Annotated in this window: 19 protein-coding genes; 9 read left to right on the top strand and 10 right to left on the bottom strand. The window is 67.5% G+C overall.

The window, feature by feature from the left end:
• From KIH27_RS18215 to metG, 4 genes are all read right to left on the bottom strand, one after another.
• The coding region (locus KIH27_RS18215) for an EAL domain-containing protein (RefSeq protein ID WP_214094380.1) at nucleotides 1-487 on the bottom strand (487 nt) is incomplete at its 3' end.
• Nucleotides 488-697: 210 nt separating this feature from the next.
• Entirely contained in the window at nucleotides 698-1,603 is a 906-nt protein-coding gene (locus KIH27_RS18210; protein WP_214094379.1) for an RNA polymerase sigma-70 factor, read from the bottom strand.
• Nucleotides 1,600-2,787: an NAD(P)/FAD-dependent oxidoreductase gene (locus tag KIH27_RS18205; protein ID WP_214094378.1), complete on the bottom strand. Its 1,188-nt coding sequence runs from the start codon at nucleotides 2,785-2,787 to the stop codon at nucleotides 1,600-1,602. The genes KIH27_RS18210 and KIH27_RS18205 overlap by 4 nt, the downstream gene beginning before the upstream one ends.
• 77 nt (nucleotides 2,788-2,864) lie before the next feature.
• Nucleotides 2,865-4,406 carry a methionine--tRNA ligase gene (gene metG / locus KIH27_RS18200; protein ID WP_214094377.1) on the bottom strand — a complete coding sequence of 514 codons (1,542 nt, stop codon included), beginning with the start codon at nucleotides 4,404-4,406 and terminating at the stop codon, nucleotides 2,865-2,867.
• A 19-nt stretch (nucleotides 4,407-4,425) separates the two neighbouring features.
• On the opposite strand from metG, the gene KIH27_RS18195 reads away from it, so the two are divergent.
• The 3 genes from KIH27_RS18195 to rsmA all read left to right on the top strand — a co-directional run bounded on the left by KIH27_RS18195 (nucleotide 4,426) and on the right by rsmA (nucleotide 7,385).
• Nucleotides 4,426-5,274, top strand: coding sequence for a TatD family hydrolase (locus tag KIH27_RS18195; protein WP_214094376.1), 849 nt, complete (start codon nucleotides 4,426-4,428; stop codon nucleotides 5,272-5,274).
• Nucleotides 5,275-5,451: 177 nt separating this feature from the next.
• Nucleotides 5,452-6,531 carry a resuscitation-promoting factor gene (locus KIH27_RS18190; RefSeq protein WP_372451416.1) on the top strand — a complete coding sequence of 360 codons (1,080 nt, stop codon included), beginning with the start codon at nucleotides 5,452-5,454 and terminating at the stop codon, nucleotides 6,529-6,531.
• Nucleotides 6,495-7,385, top strand: a complete 891-nt coding sequence (gene rsmA / locus KIH27_RS18185; protein ID WP_372451417.1) for a 16S rRNA (adenine(1518)-N(6)/adenine(1519)-N(6))-dimethyltransferase RsmA — start codon at nucleotides 6,495-6,497, stop codon at nucleotides 7,383-7,385. Before KIH27_RS18190 ends, rsmA begins: the two co-directional genes overlap by 37 nt.
• Here rsmA and KIH27_RS18180 read toward each other — a convergent pair.
• Nucleotides 7,382-8,176: a serine/threonine-protein kinase gene (locus KIH27_RS18180; RefSeq protein ID WP_214094374.1), complete on the bottom strand. Its 795-nt coding sequence runs from the start codon at nucleotides 8,174-8,176 to the stop codon at nucleotides 7,382-7,384. The genes rsmA and KIH27_RS18180 overlap by 4 nt on opposite strands.
• Before the next feature lie 143 nt (nucleotides 8,177-8,319).
• On the opposite strand from KIH27_RS18180, the gene KIH27_RS18175 reads away from it, so the two are divergent.
• From KIH27_RS18175 to KIH27_RS18165, 3 genes are all read left to right on the top strand, one after another.
• The gene (locus KIH27_RS18175; RefSeq protein WP_214094373.1) at nucleotides 8,320-9,840 is read left to right on the top strand and encodes a PE-PPE domain-containing protein; all 1,521 of its coding nucleotides are present in this window, start codon (nucleotides 8,320-8,322) and stop codon (nucleotides 9,838-9,840) included.
• 44 nt (nucleotides 9,841-9,884) lie between these two features.
• On the top strand, nucleotides 9,885-10,847 hold the full coding sequence (locus tag KIH27_RS18170) for a 4-(cytidine 5'-diphospho)-2-C-methyl-D-erythritol kinase (RefSeq protein ID WP_214094372.1): 963 nt from the start codon (nucleotides 9,885-9,887) through the stop codon (nucleotides 10,845-10,847).
• Between the two features lie 293 nt (nucleotides 10,848-11,140).
• The gene (locus KIH27_RS18165) at nucleotides 11,141-12,775 is read left to right on the top strand and encodes a fatty acyl-AMP ligase (RefSeq protein WP_214094371.1); all 1,635 of its coding nucleotides are present in this window, start codon (nucleotides 11,141-11,143) and stop codon (nucleotides 12,773-12,775) included.
• 48 nt (nucleotides 12,776-12,823) lie between these two features.
• Here KIH27_RS18165 and pth read toward each other — a convergent pair whose 3' ends face one another.
• Complete coding sequence (gene pth / locus KIH27_RS18160) at nucleotides 12,824-13,408, bottom strand: aminoacyl-tRNA hydrolase (protein WP_214094370.1); 585 nt, start codon at nucleotides 13,406-13,408, stop codon at nucleotides 12,824-12,826.
• Nucleotides 13,409-13,420: 12 nt separating this feature from the next.
• Nucleotides 13,421-14,044 (bottom strand): 50S ribosomal protein L25/general stress protein Ctc, encoded by a 624-nt coding sequence (locus KIH27_RS18155; RefSeq protein WP_214094369.1) that lies wholly within the window; start codon nucleotides 14,042-14,044, stop codon nucleotides 13,421-13,423.
• A gap of 30 nt (nucleotides 14,045-14,074) precedes the next feature.
• On the opposite strand from KIH27_RS18155, the gene KIH27_RS18150 reads away from it, so the two are divergent.
• Nucleotides 14,075-16,117 (top strand): glycosyltransferase, encoded by a 2,043-nt coding sequence (locus KIH27_RS18150; RefSeq protein WP_250150345.1) that lies wholly within the window; start codon nucleotides 14,075-14,077, stop codon nucleotides 16,115-16,117.
• On the opposite strand, the gene KIH27_RS18145 is transcribed toward KIH27_RS18150, so the two are convergent.
• From KIH27_RS18145 to KIH27_RS18135, 3 genes are all read right to left on the bottom strand, one after another.
• The gene (locus KIH27_RS18145; RefSeq protein ID WP_214094368.1) at nucleotides 16,108-17,289 is read right to left on the bottom strand and encodes a tetratricopeptide repeat protein; all 1,182 of its coding nucleotides are present in this window, start codon (nucleotides 17,287-17,289) and stop codon (nucleotides 16,108-16,110) included. The two genes, KIH27_RS18150 and KIH27_RS18145, sit on opposite strands and share 10 nt — an antisense overlap.
• Nucleotides 17,290-17,377: 88 nt before the next feature.
• Entirely contained in the window at nucleotides 17,378-18,658 is a 1,281-nt protein-coding gene (locus KIH27_RS18140; protein WP_214094367.1) for an IS256 family transposase, read from the bottom strand.
• A 312-nt stretch (nucleotides 18,659-18,970) separates the two neighbouring features.
• Entirely contained in the window at nucleotides 18,971-19,825 is an 855-nt protein-coding gene (locus tag KIH27_RS18135; protein WP_214094366.1) for an FkbM family methyltransferase, read from the bottom strand.
• Nucleotides 19,826-20,112: 287 nt separating this feature from the next.
• Between KIH27_RS18135 and KIH27_RS18130 the strand changes: the two genes are divergently transcribed.
• Nucleotides 20,113-21,375 carry a glycosyltransferase gene (locus tag KIH27_RS18130; RefSeq protein WP_214094365.1) on the top strand — a complete coding sequence of 421 codons (1,263 nt, stop codon included), beginning with the start codon at nucleotides 20,113-20,115 and terminating at the stop codon, nucleotides 21,373-21,375.
• A gap of 434 nt (nucleotides 21,376-21,809) precedes the next feature.
• Nucleotides 21,810-23,418: PGRS repeat-containing protein (locus KIH27_RS23050; RefSeq protein WP_372451415.1), on the top strand; the 1,609-nt coding region annotated here is incomplete at its 3' end.

Genomic DNA, 23,418 nt, shown 5'->3' with positions numbered 1-23,418 from the left:
CCATCGCGCGTTCGGTGATCTCCAGGCAGACCGAGGGGCCGTCGATGCCGAATTCGGCGAGCGTGTCGGCGACGGTGCCCGCGAAGTCCGGGCTGGTCAGTTCGGCCGGTGCGACGTTGACGCGCAGCGTGGCGGACCGGCCGATCCCGTGTGACCGCCAGCGGCTCAGGTCGGCGCAGGCGTTGCGCAGCACCCAGCGGCCCAACTCGGTGATGGCGCTGGTCGATTCGGCGACGTCGATGAACGAATCCGGCAGCAGCAGTCCCCGGGTGGGGTGCTGCCAGCGGACCAGTGCCTCGGCCGCCACGACCGCACCGGTGGCCAGGTCGACCTCGGGCAGGTAGCGCAGCCGCAGCGCGTCGCGGCCGATCCCGTCGTGCAGGCGGTCCGCGCTGAAATCCAGGTCGTCGTGGTCGAGGACGGTCCCGGTGCGCCGCGGGCTCGTCGCGGCATGGGGAGCCCGACGTCTGGTGGTTCCTTCCACCATGCCCCCAACCGTGTCGTCAGCTGCCTGACCGGGCCTGAACCAGCCTGGACCCGCCGTCTGTGCGCTTCCGGTACCGAACCTGACATACCGCTGCGCATGGATTATGACTGATCCTATTCGGAACGTCACCGTTATGGAACGTTAATCGGCGTTCGGTATGTCGATCGGTTTGCTCAGCCCGGGCACCGCGACGTGCACCGCACTAGCTCGTCAGACGTCTGCGCTGCGGGTGATCTCCCGGGCTGCCGTCAGCGCCGTCAACTTGTCCGGGTTGCGCATCGCGTAGAAGTTGGTGATCAGACCGTCGGTGATCTCGACGGTGAACACGCCTTCGAGCCGGTCGGCGTTGTAGACCAGTACCGCCGGGGCGGAGTTGCAGGTCGCCATCTCCACTCGGATGTCAGGTTGTTGCGCCCCGATGCGCAGCAGCCCGATGACCGCCCTGCCGACCCTGTCGGCCCCGAGAACCGGTCGGCGTGCCGCGCTGACCTTGCCGCCGCCGTCGGCGGTGTAGGTGACATCGGGCGCCAGCATCGCCAGCACGGTCTGCAGATCCCCGCCGGCCGCCGCGGCCATGAACTCGGCGGTGATCCGCTCGTTCTCGGCCGGGTCCACCGGGGTGAAGCGCGGCCGTCGGGCCTGGACGTGCCCGCGGGCCCGGTGCGCGACCTGACGGGTCGCGGGGGTCGACTTGCCCACTGCGGCGCCGATCTCGTCGTAGTCGAACCCGAACACCTCGCGCAGCACGAACACCGCGCGCTCGTCGGGACTGAGCGTCTCGAGCACCACCAGCATCGCCATCGACACCGACTCGGCCAGCACGACGTCGGCCGACGGGTCCTGTTCGTCGAGCAGCAGCGGTTCGGGCAGCCACGGGCCGACATACTCCTCACGGCGCCGGGCATCGGCCCGCAGCGCGTTGAGCGCCTGGCGGGTGACCAATCGGGCCAGATACGACTTGACGTCTCGCACGGTTGCCATGTCGACCTCGGCCCACCGCAGGTAGCTGTCCTGCAGGACATCGTCGGATTCGGTTGTCGAGCCCAGGATTTCGTAGGCGATGGTGAACAGCAGCGGCCGCAGTTCAGTGAATCGTCGGGTCTGATCAGCGGTCACACTGCCGCCTCCTGCTCGGTCGAACCTGCCCGGGTACCGCCCTTGAGCCAACGGTACGAGCCGGGCTTGACCCCCTCACGGCGGATGCCCCACACGGTGGCCCTGCAGATCATCTCCTTGACCGCCGCGGCCAGTCGGCCGCCGAGGAACGCCCTGACCGGGGTGTCGTCGCGGCGGGTGAACTGGACGGTGCCCGCACTGCGGCCCAGGCTGATGCACTGGCTGAAGAAGGCCTGGTCCAGCGCGGCCGGCGGGGTGCCGGCGATGCGGGCCAGGACGGTGTCGGCGGCCTGAGCGCCCAGCGGTATCGCGGCCTGGCAGCTCATTCGCAGTGGCCGGCCGGCCGGTGCCACCGCATCCCCGGCCGCCACGATCCTCGGGCTGTCAATGCTGGTCAGGGTCTCGTCGGTGAGCAGCCGACCCAGTGTGTCGGTGGCCAGTCCACTGTCGGAGGCCAGGTCCGGAACGCCGAACCCGGCCGTCCACACCGTCACCGCGCTGGGCAACATTCGGTCGTCGCCCAGCACCACCGCGTCGGCGCGCACTGCCGCGACCGTGGCGGCCTCGAGCACCTCGACACCGAGTTTGCGCAGCGCCTTGGCCACTGAACGGCGACCGGAGGCGTTCAGGGAAGAGCTGAGTGTGCCGCCGCAGACCAGGGTGACGGCCCGGCCGCGGCCGGCCAGTTCGGCGGCGGTCTCGATTCCGGTCAGCCCGCCGCCGACCACGGTCACCGCAGCGTCCGGCACCAGCTCGGACAGCCGCGTCAGCAGCCGTTGCCCGGACTCGAATTCGCTGATGGAGTAGGCGAATTCGGTGGCTCCGGGAACCGTGGGGCTGATCGCTCCGGTGCTGCCGACGGCGTAGATGAGGTAGTCGTAGGGCAGGTCGGCGCCCGAGGTCAACTCGATGCGGCGGCCGGCGGTGTCGATCCGGCCGGCGGAGTCGACCAGCAGCCGGATGCCCTTGCCGAGCAGGTTGTCATAGTCGATGTCGGCCCGGTAGGTGCCTGCCACATGCTGGTGCAATCGGATCCGTTCGACGAACACCGGTCGGGGATTGACCACGGTGATGTCGATGTCGGGGCGCACCAGCAGGCGATTGGCGGCCATGGTGCCGGCGTAGCCGCCGCCGATGACGACGACGCGGGTGCGGGTGTCGGGGGAATTCGCGGTGTTGCTCATGTCCTCAAGACACCGGGGCGCCGCGAAACGTGACATCGTGTGGCCCGTCTCACCGGCGAACGGTCCTCCGTAGGCGGTCAGCCCTGGTAGCGCGGGAAGACGCCGCTCGGCGCCGGCAGCGTGCCGCCCGGCTTGATCCGCTCACCGATGGCGGCGAACGTGCGGTCCGCCGGATCCTGGCCGAGCAGGTCCAGCAGCTTGCCGGCCGACTCGGGCATCACCGGCTGCACCAGCAGCGCGGCGATCCGCACCACCTCCAGCGTCGTGTACAGGACCGTGCCGAACCGGGCCTGGTCGGCCGCGGCGTCACTCTTGGCCAGCTTCCACGGCTCGTTCGCCGCGAAGTACCGGTTCGCCGCGCCCAGCATCAGCCAGATCGCCTCCAGCCCCAGGTGCATGGCCTGCACCTCGAAGTGGCCGCGCACCTTGGCCAGCAGCCCGTCGGCCAGTGCCAGCAGTTCGGTGTCCTCGGCGGTCGGGTCGCCGGGCGCCGGCACCACCCCGTCGAGGTTCTTGCCGACCATCGACAGCGACCGCTGCGCCAGGTTGCCGAGTTCGTTGGCCAGGTCGGCGTTGACCCGGGCGGCGATCGCCTCGTGGCTGTAGGAGCCGTCCTGACCGAACGGGATCTCACGCAGCAGGAAGTAGCGGACCTGATCCACCCCGAACTCGTCGATCAGCGCGCCCGGGTCGACGACGTTGCCCAGCGACTTGCTCATCTTCTCGCCGCTGTTGAGCAGGAAGCCGTGCGCGAAGACCCGCTTGGGCAGCGGCAGGCCGGCTGACATCAGAAACGCCGGCCAGTACACGGTGTGGAACCGGATGATGTCCTTGCCGATCATGTGCAGATCGGCCGGCCAGTAGGTGCGGTACAGGTCCGAGTCGGTGTCGGGGTAGCCGGCGCCGGTCAGATAGTTGGTCAGTGCGTCCACCCAGACGTACATGACGTGGTCGGGGTGCCCGGGGACCGGAACACCCCAGTCGAAGGTGGTCCGGGAGATCGACAGGTCGCGCAGGCCGCCGGAGACGAAGCTGACCACCTCGTTGCGGCGCACGTCGGGGGCGATGAAGTCCGGGTTCGCGTCGTAGTGCGCCAGCAGCTTCTCGGTGTAGGCCGACAGCCGGAAGAAGTAGGTCTGCTCCTCGGTCCAGGTGACCGGGGTGCCGGTCTCGATCGCGACCCTCACCCCGTCGTCTCCGACCCGCGTCTCGCCCTCGGTGAAGAACCGCTCGTCACGCACCGAGTACCAGCCCGAATAGGTGTCCAGGTAGATATCGCCCGCCGCCGCCATCTTCTCCCAGATCGCCTTGGAGGCCTCGATGTGGTCGGCGTCGGTGGTGCGGATGAACCGGTCGAAGGAGATGCCCAGCTTCTCCTGCAACCGCTGGAAGGTGTCGGAGTTGCGCCGGGCCAGCTCCGCGGTCGGGACACCGAGGGCGGCGGCGGTCTCCACCATCTTCAGGCCGTGCTCGTCGGTGCCGGTCAGGTAGCGCACGTCGAAGCCGTCGAGCCGGCGGAACCGGGCGACCGCGTCGGTGGCGATGTACTCGTAGGCGTGTCCGATGTGCGGGTCGCCGTTGGGGTAGGTGATCGCCGTGGTGATGTAGTAGGGCTTCATTGGGAGTCCACTTTATGGTGTGCGCGTGAGTTCAAAACGGCCAGCCGAGCGCGTCGCCCCGCCCGCCCCGTCACCGCTGGGTCCGCTGATCGACGCGCACACCCACCTCGACGCCTGCGGCGCCGCCGACGCGGCCGGGGTCCGTGCGATCTGTGACCGGGCCGCGGCGGTCGGCGTGGAGGCGGTCGTGACCATCGCCGACGACCTGGCCGCGGCGCGGTTCGCGGTCGCCGCCGCCGACTGGGATGACCGGGTGTACGCCGCGGTCGCGCTGCACCCGACCCGGGCGAACGCGCTGGACGACGCCGCCCGCGCCGAGATCGAGGCGCTGGCCGCGCACCCCCGGGTGGTGGCGATCGGCGAGACCGGGTTGGACCTGTACTGGCCGGGGAAGCTCGACGGCTGCGCCGACCCGGCCGTGCAGCGCGAGGCGTTCGCCTGGCACATCGACCTGGCCAAGCGGACCGGCAAGCCGCTGATGATCCACAACCGGGACGCCGACACCGCGGTGCTCGACGTGTTGGCCGCCGAAGGTGCTCCCGAGACCGTGATCTTCCATTGCTTCTCGTCCGGACCCGACATGGCTCACAGTTGCGTCGACGCCGGCTGGCTGCTCAGCCTGTCCGGCACGGTCAGCTTCAAAAATGCGCGTGACCTGCGCGAGGCGGTGCCGTTGATCCCGCGGGATCAGTTGCTGGTGGAGACCGACGCACCGTTTCTCACGCCCCATCCGTATCGCGGAGCACCGAATGAGCCGTACTGCCTGCCCTACACTGTCAGGGCGTTGGCGGAACTGCTCGGGGTGGGGGCGGAGGCGTTGGCGCAGGTGACGAGCGGCAATGCCCGGCGGGTGTATCGACTGGGCTGACCGTCGAGCAGGTCACATTCGGTTGAAGACCGGCCTCGGGTTCGTTACCGTCTTGTTATCAAACGGGGCCGACGGTGGCCCCTTCATGCTGTGAAGTCTTTGCTGTGAAGTCGCCCGGGGGTAGGGAACGGAATCGCGTTGAACATTGTGACCAGGTTGAACCAGGCCCCCTCGCCCATGCTGCGACTGCTCGTCGGAGCGTTGCTGGTGTCGCTGATCTTCGCCGGCGGGTTCGCCGTCGCCAGCAACAAGACCGTGACGCTGGACGTCGACGGGTCGCCGGTCACGGTCACGACCATGCGTTCGCGGGTGATCGACATCATCGCGGAGAACGGGTTCGACGTCGGCGAGCGCGACGACGTGTCGCCGGCCCGCGACGCCCAGGTGCGTGACGCCGACACCATCGTGCTGCGCCGCAGCCGGCCGCTGCAGATCTCCACGGACGGCCGGGAGACCAAGCAGTTCTGGACGACGGCGCTCTCGGTCGACGAGGCGCTGGCCCAGCTGTCGATGACCGACACCGCCCCGGCCGCCGCCTCCCGCGGCAGCCGGGTGCCGCTGGCCGGCATGGCACTGCCGGTCGTCAGCGCCAAGAACGTGCAGATCGACGACGGCGGCGTGCTGCGCACGGTGCGCCGGGCCGCGGCCAACGTGGGTGAGCTGCTGAGTGCCGACGGCGCCCCGCTGGAGCAGGCCGACAAGGTGACGCCGGCGGCGTCGACGCCGGTGACCGAGGGCATGCAGATCCAGGTCACCCGGATCCGGGTCGGTCAGGTCACCGAGCGGGTCGCGCTGCCCCCGACCGCGCGGCGGATCGAGGACGCGGAGATGAACATGAGCCGGCAGGTCGTCGAGGACGCCGGCACGCCCGGCACCCAGGACGTGACGTTCTCGGTGGCCACCGTCAACGGCGTCGAGACCGGCCGGCTGCCGGTGTCCAACACCGTGGTGAGCCCGGCCCGTGACTCGGTGCTGCGGGTCGGCGCCAAGCCGGGCACCGAGGTGCCGGAGTCGAAGTACGGTGCGGCGTGGGACCGGATCGCCGGCTGCGAGTCGCACAACAACTGGGCGATCAACACCGGCAACGGCTTCTACGGTGGGGTGCAGTTCGACTACGGCACCTGGATCGCCAACGGCGGGCTCAAGTACGCGCCGCGCGCCGATATGGCCACCCGCGAGGAGCAGATCGCCATCGCCGAGGTCACCCAGGCGCGTCAGGGCTGGGGCGCCTGGCCGGTCTGCAGCGGACGACGCTGATAATCCGCCTGCTGGGCCGCACCGAGATTCGCAGACTGGCCGACGAACTCGACTTCCACCCGCGGAAATCCTTCGGCCAGAACTTCGTTCACGACGCCAACACGGTGCGGCGGATCGCCACCGGTGCCGGGGTGGGCGCTGACGACCACGTCCTGGAGGTCGGGCCCGGCCTGGGGTCGCTGACGCTGGCCCTGCTGGAGTGCGGTCCGCAGGTGCTCGCGGTCGAGATCGACCCGGTGCTCGCCGGGCGGCTGCCGCAAACCGTTGCCGAGCACGCGCCCGACGCCGCCGACCGGCTGACGGTGATCAACCGCGACGTCCTGACGCTGCGGCACGGCGAGGTCGCCGTCGAACCGACCGCCGTCGTCGCGAACCTGCCGTACAACGTCGCCGTCCCGGCACTGCTGCACCTGCTCTGTGAATTCCCGTCGATCCGCACCGTGCTGGTGATGGTGCAGTTGGAGGTGGCTGAGCGGCTGGCCGCCGAACCGGGGGGCCGGGACTACGGCGTGCCCAGCGCCAAGGCCCGGTTCTTCGGGACCGTGCGCCGGTTCGGGACGGTGCCGCCCAGCGTGTTCTGGCCGGTGCCGCGGGTCAACTCCGGCCTGGTGCGCATCGAACGCTACGACGAAGCGCCGTGGCCGAGCGACGACGCGTTCCGGCGCCGGGTTTTCACGCTGATCGACATCGCATTCGCCCAGCGCCGCAAGACCATTCGTAATGCGTTCGCCGACTGGGCGGGTTCCGGCGCGGAGGCCGCGGACCGGCTGACGGCCGCCGGCATCGACCCGATGCTGCGCGGCGAGACCCTGGCGATCGACGACTTCGTGCGGCTGGCCCGCCAGCCCGATTAGCCGAGCACCCGCCGCAGGTTCTCGACGAGTTCGGTGCATGATCGGTAGCGCACCTCCGGGATCTTCGCGATCGCCCGGCCCAGCACGACGTCGAACGCCTTCGGCAGCCAGTCGAATTCGCGTGAGAGTGCCGGCGGTGCCCGATGCAGCTGCGCGTCGACCATTTCGGCTGCGTTGGCCTCGGTGAAAGGTGTTGTGCCGGTGAACAGCTCGACGGCGGTGCAGGCCAGCGCGTACTCGTCGGAGGCGGCCGACGGGGCGCGGCCGAGCAGTACCTCGGGGGCGGCGTAGGGCAGCGACACCTGCGGATCCTGTTGGTGCCGACCGACGTCTTCCACCACGGCGTGTGCCACACCGAAGTCCACCAGCACCGCCCCGGTCGTCGGAAAGTCCGCCGGGACAAGGATGTTGGCGGGTTTGACGTCGCAGTGCACGATGCCGCGATGGTGGGTGCAGTCCAGTGCGTCCGCGATCTGGGCTAGCACGGTCAACTGGTCGTCGAGGCTGCGTAGCCGGGTGGACTTGCCGCCGTCGACGTACTGCATCGCCAGCCAATACTCGCCACGGTCGTACATCGTTACGACGTTCGGGTGGTCGACTTCACGCGCGAACTCGAACTCGCGGTCCAGTCGGGCCTGCTCGACGGGCGTGCGGTGACGTTCGTCGAGCACCTTCAGTGCCACCGGGCGGCCGTCGGCGCCGTGCTGCGCCCGGTACACGACCGCGTGGCCGCCGCGCCCGACCTCGTGATCGATCAGGTAGCCGCCGAATTCCCCGCCGGCTGCGCCCATAGGTTCCAGATTATGCGGGTGGCGGAGACCGGCGGCGACAAGGCGGGCCGACGCGGTTCAAACTGAGAGCAATATGATTTACTGCCAAGAGATGTATCGCAGAAAAGCGTGTAGACGGACATAAGCGAGTCGGGGAGGGTGCGATGACAGCTCGGGGATTGCGTTCACTGGGTTCGGTGTCACTGGCGGTGCTGGGCACCGCCGCGCTGGGAGTGGCCCCGGTGCTCACCCCCGGCCTGTCGGCTGCGCTGAAAACCGTTGCCGCCGAAGCCACCCTGCTGGACACCGAGGCGTGGATCATGGGCGGCAGCGGCCTGCCGATCCCGCCGGCCGACTACATGGCGGCCATCACCGACCGGTTCATCGACCCGTCGTCGCCGAAGTTCGACGGTCAGCAGATCTTCCCGGTGACCGCCCAGAACCCGCTGTTCACCCCCGAGGGGCTCTACCCGCTGACCGGGGTGAAGACCCTGGAGCTGGACCCGTCACTGGTCCAGGGCGTGCAGATCCTCGACCAGACCATCCACCAGCAGATCGCCGACGGCAACCACCTCGTCGTCCTCGGCTACTCGCAGAGCGCCACGATCAACTCGCTGGAGATGAAGAACCTGCTGGCACTGCCGGCCGACCAGCGGCCCACCGCCGACCAACTGTCGTTCGTGATGCTCGGCGACCCCAGCAACCCTGACGGCGGGCTGCTGTCCCGGTTCGACATCACCTCGCTGCCGGGCGTCGGCGCCAAGCTGCCGGAGTTGACGATCCCGAGCCTGGGGGTGACGTTCAGCGGGGCCACCCCGGCCGACGGGCCGTGGGACACCGCGATCTACACCCAGGAATACGACGGCTTCGCCGGCTTCCCCAAGTACCCGCTGAACTTCCTCGCCGACCTCAACGCCTTCCTCGGCATCATGTTCGTGCACGGCACCTACCCCAGCCTCACCGACGCCCAGTTGGCGACCGCGGAACTGTTGCCCGGGTCGAAGGATCTGCCGTTCGAACTGCCCGACGGCACCACCACCGCCGCGGACGCCACCAACTACTACATGATCCCCACCGAGAACCTGCCGCTGCTGGATCTGTTGCGCGGCAACCCCTTCGGCAACGCGATCGCCGACCTGCTGCAGCCGGACCTGAAGGTGCTGGTCAACCTCGGCTACGGCAGCATCGACGACGGCTGGGACCAGGGGCCGGCGAACGTAGCCACCCCGTTCGGGTTCATGCCCAGCTTCGGCACCGGCGCCGGGGAGATCAACCCCACCGACCTGGTCAACGCCCTGAGCAGCGGAGCCGAGAAGGGCTTCAACGACTTCCTGGCGGACCTGCACTCGATGTCGACTGCGTCGGCCGACGTCGGCCAGCACGCCGCCGCGGTCGCTCTGCCCAGCCTCACCGAGATCGCCAACACGCTGGCCAGCGTCGCCTCCACCGGGTATTCGACGCTGCTGCCGACGGCGGACATCGCCAACGCCCTGTTCACCACGCTGCCGACCTACACCTTCGACCTGTTCAGCCAGTACCTGGCGGCGGGAGACCTGGTGAACGCGCTCGGCATGCCGATGGCCGCGATGACGGGCCTGACCACGATGGCGGCCGGGTTCGAGGTGATGGTGCTGCAGAGCGCGGCGTCGACGATCAGCGCTGAACTCAGTGGGCTGTTCGGATAGCGGCAGCCACCCCCAGGCGTGCGCCGGACGCTAGTCTCATCGGCGTGACCGCATCCGACGGAGACACCGCCACCGAGTGGCTGCCGACCGGGTCGGTCACCGTGCAGGTGCCGGGCAAGCTCAACCTGCACCTGGCCGTCGGCGACCGTCGCGCCGACGGCTATCACGAACTGTCCACCGTCTTCCATGCTGTGTCGCTGACCGACGAGGTGACCGTCCGCGACGCCGACGTGCTGTCGCTGCGGGTCATCGGCGAGGGCGCGGACAAGCTGCCGACCGACAAGCGCAACCTGGCCTGGCAGGCGGCCGAGCTGATGGCCGAGCACGTCGGCCGCGCCCCGGACGTCGCGATCACCATCGACAAGTCCATCCCGGTGGCCGGCGGGATGGCCGGCGGCAGCGCCGACGCCGCCGCGGTGCTGGTCGGCATGAACGTGCTGTGGGAGCTGGGCGTGCCGCGGCGTGACCTGCACGCGCTGGCGGCCCGGCTCGGCAGCGACGTGCCGTTCGCGCTGCACGGCGGCACCGCACTGGGCACCGGGCGCGGCGAGGAACTGGCGACCGTGCTCAGCCGGGACTCGTTCCACTGGGTGCTGGTCTTCGCCGACCGCGGGCTGTCCACGGCCGCCGTCTTCAAAGAACTCGACCGGCTGCGCGACTCCGGGCGGAAACTGCCGGAGCTGGCCGGGTCCGAACCGGTGCTGGCGGCGCTGGCCGCCGGTGACCCGCGGCAACTGGCCCCACTGCTGGGCAACGAGTTGCAGGCGGCGGCGATCAGCCTGAACTCGAAACTCCGGCGGACCCTGCGCGCCGGGGTCGAGGCGGGCGCGCTGGCCGGCATGGTCTCCGGTTCCGGGCCGACGTGCGCGTTCCTCTGCGAGTCGTGGGATGCCGCCTCCGATGTCGCCGTCGAGTTGGCGGCGGTCGGGGTCGGACGCGCGGTGCGGGTGGCCAGCGGACCGGTGCACGGCGCCCGGGTGGTGTCGTCGTCGGCCACCGGAATGTGACCCAGGCCGCAATCCCGCGCGACGATTTGCCGGTCGATTAAGAGGAGTTTAAGATACTGCGCGGTGACTAATTGCGCGCAGGGCGACGCTGCAACCACGGCGCCCGTCGGCTCTTCGGGGCGACGGTTCGCAGCGGGCTGCGGTGGTCACGCACCGGCCTGCCGCGCATTACTGTTTCGAGACGCAATCGCTCCTGAACCGTGCGTGCGTGCCTCTCGCGAAGTGGTCCGTCACAGGTGGACCATGAAATCACAGCCGATGTGGAAGACCCCGGTGCCCGCTAGGAGGCCGTCGTGAGCAGGTTCACCGACAAGATGTTCCGCAATGCCCGCGAAAGCAGCAAGGGCATGGTCACCGGCGAGCCGCACAACCCGGTCCGCCACACCTGGGGCGAGGTGCACGAGCGCGCCGCCCGCATCGCCGGCGGGCTGGCGGCGGCCGGTGTCGGCCCCGGGGACGCGGTCGGCGTGCTGGCCGGTGCGCCGGTGGAGATCGCACCCACCGCGCAGGGCCTGTGGATGCGCGGCGCCAGCCTGACCATGCTGCACCAGCCGACCCCGCGCACCGACCTGGCGGTGTGGGCCGAGGACACCCTGACCGTCGTCGACATGATCGAGGCGCAGGCCGTCGTCATCTCCGACCCGTTCATGGCCGCGATGCCGGTGCTGGTCGAGAAGGGCCTGAAGGTCCTGACCGTCGAGGAACTGCTGGCCGCCGACCCGATCGAACCGGTGGAGACCGGCGAGGACGACCTGGCGCTGATGCAGCTGACGTCCGGGTCGACCGGTTCGCCGAAGGCGGTGCAGATCACCCACCGCAACATCCACTCCAACGCCGAGGCGATGTTCATCAGCGCGCAGTACGACGTCGAGAAAGACGTCATGGTCAGCTGGCTGCCGTGCTTCCACGACATGGGCATGATCGGCTTCCTGACCGTGCCGATGTACTTCGGTGCCGAACTGGTCAAGATCACCCCGATGGACTTCCTGCGGGACACCCTGCTGTGGGCGAAGCTGATCGACAAGTACAAGGGCACCATGACCGCCGCCCCGAACTTCGCCTACGCGCTGTTCGCCAAGCGGCTGCGCAAGCAAGCCACCCCCGGCCAGTTCGACCTGTCCACGCTGCGGTTCGCACTGTCGGGTGCCGAGCCGGTGGAGCCCGCTGACGTCGAGGACCTGATCGATGCCGGCAAGCCGTTCGGGCTGCGGCCGACCGCGATCCTGCCGGCCTACGGGATGGCCGAGACGGTGCTGGCGGTGTCGTTCTCCGAGTGCAACGCCGGCCTGGTCGTCGACGAGGTGGACGCCGACCTGCTGGCGGCGATCCGCCAAGCCGTACCGGCCACCCGGGGCAACACCCGGCGACTGCCGTCGCTGGGACCGCTGCTGGCCGGTATCGAGGCGCGCGTCGTCGACGACAACGGCGCGGTACTGCCGGCCCGCGGGGTCGGAGTCATCCAGCTGCGCGGCGAGTCGGTGACGCCCGGCTACCTGACGATGGCCGGGTTCCTGCCCGCCCAGGACGAGAACGGCTGGTACGACAGCGGCGACCTGGGCTACCAGATGGAGAACGGCCACATGGTGGTCTGCGGCCGGGTCAAGGACGTCATCATCATGGCCGGCCGCAACATCTACCCGACCGACATCGAGCGGGCCGCAGGCAAGGTCGACGGTGTGCGGCCCGGCTGCGCGGTGGCGGTCCGGCTGGACGCCGGCCACTCCCGGGAGACGTTCGCGGTGGCGGTGGAGTCCAACGCCTGGCAGGACCCGGCCGAATGCCGCCGCATCGAGCACCAGGTGGCCCACGAGGTGGTCACCGAGTGCGACGTGCGGCCCCGCAACGTGGTGGTGCTCGGACCGGGGACCATCCCCAAGACGCCGTCGGGCAAGCTGCGCCGGGCGAACTCGGTCACCCTGGTCACCTAGCCACTTCGCTCCCCGCCGCGAGCGTGAAGTGACGTTCACGCTCGGCGGTCAGGGCCAGGCGTGCACGACGTTCTGCGCCGGCTCCAGCCCCGTCTCCAGCAGCAGTTCGGTGGCGTCGGCAGCCTGCTCGCAGATCGTCGGCAACTCGGTGCGCTCACGGGTGTTGAACGCCTGCAGCACGAAGTCGACGACGTCCTGGCGCCCCGGCGGACGCCCGATCCCGACCCGCACCCGCAGATAGTCCTTGGACCCCAGCACTTGCGAGATCGAGCGCAGTCCGTTGTGGCCGCCCTCGCCGCCGCCCTGCTTGAGTCGGACCCGGCCAAAGTCCAGGTCGAGGTCGTCGTGAATCACCGCGACCCCGTCGACCGGCACCGAGTAGAACTTGGCCAGCGGACCGACCTGACGGCCGGACTCGTTCATGTAGCAGCGGGGCCGGGCGAGCACCACCGGCCGGCCGGCGAGCCGGCCGGTGGCGACGTCGGCCCCGGATTTCTTGTGCAGCTTGAACCCGGACCCGATCCGCTCGGCGAGCAGGTCGACGACCAGAAAGCCCACATTGTGCCGGGTGCGCGCGTAGTTCGGCCCCGGGTTGCCCAGGCCGACCACCAGCACCGGCGGTGACTCGGCCACGTCGTGCTCGGTCTACTCGGACTCGGCGGCTGCGGTTTCGCCCTCGGCGGTCTCGCCCTCGGCGGCCGGCTCCTCGGCGGACTGCGGCTCGGTCACGTTGACCAGCAGCAGCTCCGGGTCGGAGACCAGGGTCACGCCCTTGGGCAGCTCCAGGCCGCCGGCGGTGAACTGGGTGCCGGCCTCGGCGCCCTCGATGTTCACGGTCAGCTGCTCGGGGATCGACAGCGCCTCGGCCTCGATCTCCACGGTGGTGCTGTCCTGGGTGACCAGGGTGCCGGAGAAGGCGTCGCCCTCGATGACGACGTTGACCTCGACGGTCACCTTCTCGCCGCGCTTGACCACGAGCAGGTCGGCGTGGGTGATGGTGCGCCGGATCGGGTGGATGTCCAGCGCCTTGGTCAGCGCCAGCTGCTCCTTGCCGTTGATGTCGAGGGCCAGCACCGCGTTGGTGCCGGAGTGGCGCAGCACGGCCGCGAAGTCGTGGGCGTTGAGCTCCAGGTGCTGCGGGTCGGTGCCGTGGCCGTAGAGCACCGCGGGCACCTTGCCGTCGCGGCGGGCCTGACGCGAGGCGCCCTTGCCGGTCTTGGTGCGCACGGTGGCGGTGAGCTGGTTGGTGGTGCTGGCGGACTTGGCCATCGGGGACTCCTGTGGTCGTGCTGTCTCGGAATGAGGCACGGCAAGGATCGAGGCAACCATCTGGTGAAGGTCTTCGCCGATAACGGCGGCCGGAGCCGCCCTCGCCGTGACGCCTGGTCAGGGTATCCGATCGGCACCTCAGAGCGGAAATCCGTCGCCGTCTCGGATGGCGCGGCCTTCTTGCTCGTCGATGCCGCCGCCAGTAGGCTCGCGCCGGAAATATTGACTGTGGCGCTGGACTCGCATCACATAGCGGGACCAGATAGCTGGCGGCATGTCGAAGCGGTGAAACGAGACTCGTCGATGTGGGATGCTCCGGACGTGCGTCCGACGATCTGTCTGAACATGATCGTCCGCAATGAGGCGCACGTCATTCGGGAGGCGCTGGATTCGGTTGCCCCCCATATTGCCTCGTGGGTGATCGTCGATACGGGCTCCGATGACGGAACGCAGAATCTGATCAAAGGCCACATGGCGGATCTCGGTATCCCCGGGGAGTTGCATGAGCGACCGTGGCGCGACTTTGGTCATAACCGTTCCGAGGCGTTGGAGCTTGCGCGAGGACACGCTGACTACATCTGGGTAATAGATGCCGACGACGTCCTCAACGGCGTACCTGATTTCACCGGACTCAGTGCTGACGTCTACTACCTGAGGTATCGATCGGCAGCCAGCTACTGGCGTCGGCAACTTTTCCGGAGCGATCTGCCGTGGCGATACGAGGGTGTAGTTCACGAATATCCGGTGTGCGATGAGCCGATTACCGACAGTCGGCTTGCCGGCGAGTACCACGTTCATTCCCGGCGTCTCGGCGCGCGCAACAAAGATGATCAGAAATATGCGCGTGACCGTGACCTGCTGCTGGCCGAGGTCCAACGGAACCCGGGGGATGCACGGTCGGTGTTCTATCTGGCGCGCAGCTACTTCGACCTGGGGGACTTCGACAACGCTCGGGAGTGGTTTGCGCGGCGGGCCGCGATGGGTGGCTGGGCCGAGGAGGTCTACTACTCGATGTTTCAAGGCGCCCAGGCGATGGACCGTTCAGGTGCGCGGTGGCCGGACGTTCAAGATGCCTACTTACGAGCGTGGGAGTTCCGGCCGACTCGCGCCGAGGCGCTGAACGCTGTCGCACACAGATACCGCATCGAGAGTGAATACCAATTGGGCCACCTGTTCGCTGAGCAGGCAGCCCGGATACCGTTCCCCGAAGACGACATGCTGTTCGTCGATGCCGGCGCCTACCAGTGGCGCTGCCGGGATGAACAGGCGATCTGCGCGTCCCGACTCGGGAACCATGGGGAGGCTCTGTCCCTGTGCCGACAATTGATCGCCTCGCCGGACCTGCCACCGGAGCAGCGGCAGCGAGTTGCCAAGAACCGTGACTTCTCGGTTCCCGCAATGCTTCAGGCCGCCCTAGCCTACCCGGCCGAACTGGCCCAGCAGACGGTAGGCAGGGGTGGCGGTGATGTGACCGTCAGCATGGTCGCGGGCGAGGACCGCTCGGTGACCGAGCGGGCACTGAACTCATTTCTGAACTGCTGCCTCGACGTGTCGCGTGTCGACCGCTTCCTGGTGGCAGCGGCCGGCCTAGCGGCAGCCGACCAACAATTCCTGGCCCGGCGTTATCCGTTCCTGGAGTTCATCCCCGTTGCACCCGCCGCGGAGCGCGGGGAGTGCCGTGCCCTGATCCGGGCCCGTGTGAGTGGGCGGTTGTGGCTGCATCTAGAGGGAGGCCGGCGGTTCTTTGCGCCCGAGAACTACTTGGGCAGGCTGTCCGCACTGCTGGCTGCCGAGCCGGAGGTGGTGCAGGTCGGTGTCAACTTCGCCGACGCAGACGAGCTGACCGGGGTGTGTGCAGCCGAGGACGTGGTGCGACGCGCCTCGGGCGCCGGGCGCTACGTTGTCGTGGATTCCGTGGTGACAGGCCCGGCGATGTTCGATCTGGACCGGCTCAGTCGTATCGGCGACGCCCACCGGGATCCGGTTGAAGTGGTCCGTGAGCGGACGGACATTCAGGTTGCGACTCTGGATGAGGTGCTCTGTGTCGTCGAAACGGCGGCGGATCAGCACTGAGCGATGCAGAGGACTTCGTCGAGTGTGGCGGTTTTAAAGCCAGCGCGGCCAAGCTCATGGGCCAGGGTGGAAGCCGGTGCCACCATGTTGCTGGCTTGATCCATCCGACTGGTGTGGAACATGGCCGGGCCCAACGAAACCGCACTGGTGGGCACATAGCGGCCGGCACCGGGTGCCCGCCGGACCACGTCCTCGGCTGCACACACCCCGGTCAGCTCGTCTGCGTCGGCGAAGTTGACGCCCACCTGGAATATGTGTGGCTCAGCCTCCAACACCGAAGTCAGCCGGGTGATCAGGTCATCGGGTGCAAAGAACTGCCACCCCTGTCCCAGGTGCAGCCAGAATCGTCCACGGACCTCGGCGCGAAGCGTTCGGAGTTGGGCGGCAGGCGGTTGAGTGGTATCCGCGTCGACGACTTCGATGAACGGGTAACGATCCTGGAGGATGTGGCGGTCGCCAGGTGAGAGACCGGTGTCGACCGCGAGGAAGCGCCCGATTCGATTGAGGTCGCGGCAGCAGTTCAAGATCGAGTTCAAAGTCAACTCGGTCACCGACCGGTTCGGTCCGGCGATGAGGCTGACGGTCACCTCGGTGTCGGCCAAGCCCGGGACGATGCTCTCGATCAACCCGGCGGGGTACGCCGTTGCAGCTTCCTGCATTGCGGGAACGGAGAAGTCACGGTTCTTTGCGATTCGCTGGCGAGCCGTCGCAGGAAGATCGGGGAGCGTCAGCAGTTGCCTGTTCAGGGTGAACGCCTCGGCTGGCCTGCCGGTCCATGCCGCGCATACTGCCCGTTCGTCACGTGCGCGCCAGATGTAGACCTCGTCGTCGATGCACAGCGCCGCTGGGTCAGGGGGCGGAATGTCGGCAGCACGCTGAGCGAACAGGTAACCCAGTCGGTAGCGGCTCTCCCTGCGATAGTGGCTGGCTACCGCATGGAGAGGCTCGGCCCTCGTCGGTTGAACCGCCCATGCCCGCAGGTAGGCATCCTGAACGTCCGGCCACGCCTCACCGAGCTTGTGCATCGACACCGCCAGCCGGTACATCGAGCAGAAGCGTTCGTCGCCGGATCCGCCCAACTCCAGGAACCGTGTGTACCACTTGCGGGCATTGGCGAAGTCATTGAAGTCGAAATAGCTTTGCGCCCAGGTGAATACGGTTCCGGCGTCCATCAATGTGCCTCCACTTCGATCACTGCGTCGGCACCACCGAACGACGCGACCTGTCCAGGTAGTGCCCCGTGGGGTGGTGGACTTCGGATCAGCGTGTAGCGATCAACGAGTCATGTTGAATGCTAGCTGATTCCAGCATTGTGAGTTGGGTTTGGTCTGGTTCGGTGGTGTGTTGCTTGGCGGCGATCACCGCCCGTAGCTCGTCCATGCTGACGTCGGAGACGTAGCGGCGGGTGACCTGCCACTCATCGTGCTGTTCGATCACCACCGCGGTCGCCAGCCGCAGGAATGCGGCCGGGTTGGGGAAGATCTCCACGACGTCAGCGCGGCGTTTGATCTCCTTGTTCAGCCGCTCGATCGGGTTGTTCGACCAGATCTTCTGCCAATGCGCCTGTGGGAACGCGGTAAAGGCCAGCACGTCGTGCTTGGCGGCCTGCATCATCTGCGCGACCTTGGGAAACGACGATCCCAGGGTGGCCACGACCTGATCCCACTGCGCGGCGACGTCAGCGGGGTCGGTGTGGGCGAAGATCGTCTTGATCGCTGCGGTCACCGGCGGCATGTTCTTAGCCGAGACCGCCCCGTGCAGGTTGCGCATGAAATGCACCCGGCAGCGCTGCCAGGCCGATCCGACGAACTGCTGTGCGACAGCGGCTTTGAGGCCGGCGTGGGCATCGGAGATGACCAGGTGCACCCCGGACAGGCCGCGGGCCTTCAACCCGACGCAGAATTCCCGCCAGAACTCGAACGACTCACTGTCACCGACCGCAGTACCCAGGACCTCCCGGGTGCCATCGATGGAAACCCCGGTAGCCACGATCAGGGCCTGAGACACCACGTGCGCCCCGACGCGGACCTTGCAGTAGGTGGCATCGAGGAACACGTACGGGAAGCTGGTGTGGGTCAACGTGCGTTCCCGGAAACGGGCGACCTCAGCATCTAGGCCAGCGCAGATGCGAGAGACCTCGGACTTCGACACCCCCGAGGCTGCCCCCAGTGCGGCGACGAGATCATCGACGTTGCGGGTCGAGACCCCGTGCACGTAGGCCTCCATGATCACCGCGTGCAGAGCCTTGTCGATACGCCGACGGCGCTCGAGCAGCGACGGGAAGAACGACCCGGCCCGCAGCTTGGGGATCGCGACCTGAACGTCGCCGCTGGTCGTGGTCACGGTCTTGGGTCGGTGCCCGTTGCGTTGGGCCGATCGGCCGTCTGCGCGTTCGTAGCGGCCGGCGCCGATGGCTTCGGTGGCCTCGGCTTCGATCAGCTCCTGCAGGCTGAAACGGATCAGTTCGGCGAACACCGATCCGACATCAGCACTCTTGAGCGCATCCAGGCGGGCGAGCAGGGCAGAATGATCACGGGTCATCGCGTGGTCCTTTGGTCGAGTCACTTTGGTCGGTAACTCGTCCATCCCTACGCGATGGCCCACCCCCGCAACGGGAGTGACACACCCCCGACCAGCGTCAGGACCCACTCACCCGATTTCCACCACCCCAAGGGACTCACCCCCTGTCTCCAGGGGTGAAACTGGCGTCAGGTATGGACATGGTGTCGAACTTTAGTGGCTTGTCCAGAACCAGGCGTGTGGGATGGAAGGTCATGTTCTTTGCTCCAGTACATGGCCGCCCTGTGCGATCACGGCCGGACGCCGGTGCGCGCGGTGCAGGTGCGCGGTCGTTCAGTCGGATGCGATGCGGTTCAGGAACTGCGCGCCGGCATCCGCCGCACTGCTTCCGCGTCTGCTCAGCTCAAGGATGCAGAAGTGCGTGAGGTCGATTGAGCCGTAGACGTGGAACGCGACCATTGCGAGGTGTGACAGTTGCTCATCGGTCAGCAGTTCGGGATAGGCGATGTCACGCACATACACGATGTCGGCCTCCAGCAGCTGATTCTGGCCGATCCGAAAGTTCCCGCCGAATACGGTTGGGGTGATCGCCCAGCGCTTGATTGCCGGAAACGAGTGTGGCAGAAAGCCTTGCCTGCGTAGTTCCAGATCGACCTCACCGAAGACCGGCTGCCCCTCGTAGAGCGGGACGAACGATACCTCGGTCTGGATGGCGACAGCCTGTGCCAGCTTCTGTCGACCATTGGCGAACGTCATCAGTTCGCCACCCTGGATGTCGATCTTCAGCAGGTCGAAGTCGCCGACCTCGTCGATATCGTCAAGCCGGCGGGTCGGTACGTCGACCTCGTCGACGACTGTGCCCCACGCCGGGAACCCGTTGAAAAGTCCGAGTCGCCGGGCGTCGGGGCGAAACATGCTGGTCATCCCTGAAGCGCTGGTGACTCTCAGTCGATGGGTGTTGCCATCGCCGACGGCATAGGGCAGATAGGTTTCCAGGGCTCCTTTTTGGCGCTGAAGTTCAGCGAGCGCAGTAGGTTGCGGTTCGAAGCCGGTCACCGCGCACAACCCAGAATCCAGCATCGACTTGTAGGGCGGGTCGCCGTCGATTGGATTCGCGCCGATGTCGACAACTGTTGTCAGGCGGGAACAGCAGACGAGATCGGCCACAGCCGACACCTCAGCAGCCATCGACCGATCCTTCCGGTGTTGAGAAGTGCCATGACTTTCCACCCGAAGGTATCGAGGGTGGACCTGCGCATTCTGACATGGCGGACGGGCCTGCGCCGCCCCGCGGTGGTGACATGGAGCCGGATCTGAGTGTGTTGCGCCGCGATTCCTGCAGTCGGCTCCTGTGGATGCTCGCCGCTGGTGGGTAAACTGCCGGACGCAGTAATCCAAGGCGGCCCGGTCCTACCTCACCCCGCGCGGCGTCGGACGGGTCGGCTGCCCAGAGCCTGCCAGGACTGAGGGAGGACATGCGCAATCCCGGTCTGCCGAAGGTTGCCATCTTCGGCGTTGAATCGATGGACCAGCTTCCCGGCGCTGACCAACTGCGCTCCCACGAGGCTCGAGTAACTGAAGCGGACACGTTTGCTTTCTCGCTGTTCGCCGACGACCGCGACCTGCCGCGGATTCTGAACGAACTTGATCCGCAATGCATCGTCACGATCGGCGATATCCACAGCTTCACTAATCTGATGGCCGCTCCGCACTACATCCGGAGCAAGTGGATACACAAGGATCGCGCCGCCGATCTGCGCGGTATCGAAATGCTGAATTGCTTTCTGGCGCAGGCCCTGTCGGGCTGCGACGGACGGCGGTCGGTTCCGAAGGTCAGTGTGTACACCCCCGTCTACAACACCGGCCGGGAACGTCTGCTGCGGACGTGGAGGTCGTTGCGCCGGCAGTCGTACGACGACTGGGAGTGGGTGGTCGTCGACGATCACTCGTCGGATCCCGGAACTCTGGCGGCGCTAGACGAGATTCGGGCGGACTACAGGGTGTCATTTCATCGCCTTGAGAAGCCCAGTGGCAACATCGGCGAACTGAAGGGCTACCTGTGTTCGGTCGCCACCGGCGATATCTTCCTGGAACTCGACCATGACGACGTGCTGACGCCGGATGCCATCGCCTGGATCGTGGACGCATTCGCACAGCACCCGGAGTGCGGTGTCGCCTACACGAACTGGGCGGAGCAGTACGAAGGGGAGTTGGTCTTCCACGACTACGGCGAGGATTACGCATACGGCTACGGCAAGGCGCACTGGGAGTGGCACCCGGAAAACTACGCCACCTGTGAACAGGTGAAAACGCGGTATCTGGTGCAGGATTCACTGCGTATCAACTCGGCGACCATCCGCTGGATCGTCGGGGTGCCGAACCACATCCGAGCCTGGACTCGCAAGGCGTACCACGAGGCCGGTGGCTACAGTTCGCTCCATGTCGCCGACGACTACGAGTTGCTGGTCCGGAGCTTTCTGACCACGCGCTTCGTGCACATCCCCAAGCTCGGCTACATCCAGTTCTACAACACCGAATCGATTGGCAACACCCAACATTCCCGAAACAAAGAGATACAGCGGGTTGTCCGGTTCGTCTCGGGGCGTTACGAAACGCGAATCCACGACCGACTGCTGGAGCTTGGGGTGGATGACTACATCTGGACGCCCAGCGGATTGGATTACGCCCGACCCCGCCCAGAGCCGGAATCGCACTGCAGCGTCATCTGTGAGGGTTGAGACGACTGCCGGCGTGTTTGCGCCGCCAATGCTGGCGTAGGACGGCGAGGCGCGCGGTTGCCGGGCGCGCGGGAAACCTGGCTTCAATCTGTGATGTCTGCGATACGTCACAGCCACCTACGACTACATGTTAATAAACATATTAATATCAACGGTAATTTGCCAGAAAGATCCCAGCATTCACCGATGTGGACCGTTGGTCCATTGTCCCGGCCTGGCGTTGACCAAAGCATGCAGGTAGCGGCGTGATCGGAACGGCCCGAGGTGTCGATGACCGCGTGGGCCGGCCCGGGTGACCTCCGGGTCGTCGCGCCAACGCAGCGATTAGATCCAAGAGAACGTTATGAGAAATCTGGTCAGCTCAGTTACTCTCATGCGGTTACTTGGAGCGCTCTTAGCTCCAACACGGCTTCCGTTGTCAAGGAGGGGACGAGATGGCCCGTCGGCGTAAGGGTTCGGACGACAGCTTGCAGGCGGGCATCGCACGTCACCGGCGTCGGGAGAAAGTCTTCTCGGTCGCCTCGCTGGCAATGATCTTCGCGATGCAGTCGCACTCGATCATGGCGCCCGGCCTCGCGCACGCCGACATCATCGACGATGTGCTGGACCCGGGTGCCGTACTGGCCCCACTGTCTACCGATCCGATGATCGATGCGGCGGTGACGGGCGGTATCGCGTCCGGAGACCTAGACCTGTCCGGCTCTGCAAGCGTGGTCCCGCCGGTGCCGGACTTCCTGTTGCCCTCGACGAATGGAACCGCCGATGCACTGGCCGAATGGTTCCAGCAGGATGTCTGGTCGCCGTTGCATGCCGCACTTGAGAACTGGATCGCGAGCCCGTTGGGTATGCAGGTTGACGCGGCCATCAACAGTTCGGCCGGATGGATGTTCGGGTCGACCAGTACCGGTCCGGCCAGCGACTTCTGTGGCCTGATCTGCGATGGCGCAAACGGCACCCAGGCCGACCCGGATGGTGAGAACGGCGGCCTGTGGTTCGGTGACGGCGGTGCCGGCTGGAGCAGCACGGTCGCGGGCGTGGCGGGTGGCAACGGCGGCGACGCCGGCGGATTCGGCAACGGGGGTGATGGTGGCGCCGGTGGCCTGGGTGCCGCTGGCGGTAACGGCGGTAACGGCGGCGAGTGGTGGGGCACTGGCGCAGACGGTGGCGCCGGTGGTGCGGGCACGTTCCTGAACGGGGGCGACGGCAACGGGGGCAACGGTGGCAACGGCGGCGGCGTGGGGGCTGCCAGCGATCTCTTCGGCGTCCTGGCGTCGGGCAATGGCGGTAACGGCGGTAACGGGGGCGACGGTGCCGCGAGCATCTCACCGAGCCTGCCCGGTGGCCACGGAGGCGATGGCGGCAACGGAGGCCTGGGCGGCAGCCTCATCGGTGTCGGTGGGAACGGCGGACATGGTGGCAACGGCGGTTGGGGGGCCAACGGTGCGAATAGCGCCACCGTGGGTGTTCCGGGCGGGAATGCCAGCGCGGGCGGCGAAGGCGGCAGCGGCGGCGACGCTGGCGGATCGTTCCTATTCGGCCAGCAGGGCGTCGGCGGTGACGGTGGCCAGGGCGGCGACGGCGGCAACGGCGGAGTCGGTGGCCCGGGTGCGCACGGTGGATATGGGGGCCCACAGGGCGAGGGTGGCTACGGCGGTCATGGCTCGACAAACGGTGTAAGTGGACCCTCGGGCTCCCCAGGCGTGAGCGGTCCCGGCGGCGGCGGCGTTCAAGGTGACACCGGTGACACCGGTCCCGCTGGTCCGACCGGTGACACCGGTGCGCAGGGTCCCGCAGGTGCGACGGGTGACACGGGCGCAACGGGCGCTCAGGGTGCGACCGGTGACACGGGTGCTCAGGGTGCGACGGGTGACACGGGTGCGCAGGGTGCGACGGGTGACACGGGCGCGACGGGCGCTCAGGGTGCGACCGGTGACACGGGTGCGCAGGGTGCGACGGGTGACACGGGTGCTCAGGGTGCGACGGGTGCCACGGGCGCGACAGGTGCCCAGGGTGCAACGGGTGACACCGGTGCCCAGGGTGCGA

Source organism: Mycolicibacter acidiphilus (assembly GCF_018455725.1).
GTDB classification, from domain to species: Bacteria; Actinomycetota; Actinomycetes; order Mycobacteriales; family Mycobacteriaceae; genus Mycobacterium; species Mycobacterium acidiphilum.
Note: the sequence above shows the minus strand (reverse complement) of the source record. Positions and strands in the feature narration are given on the sequence as shown.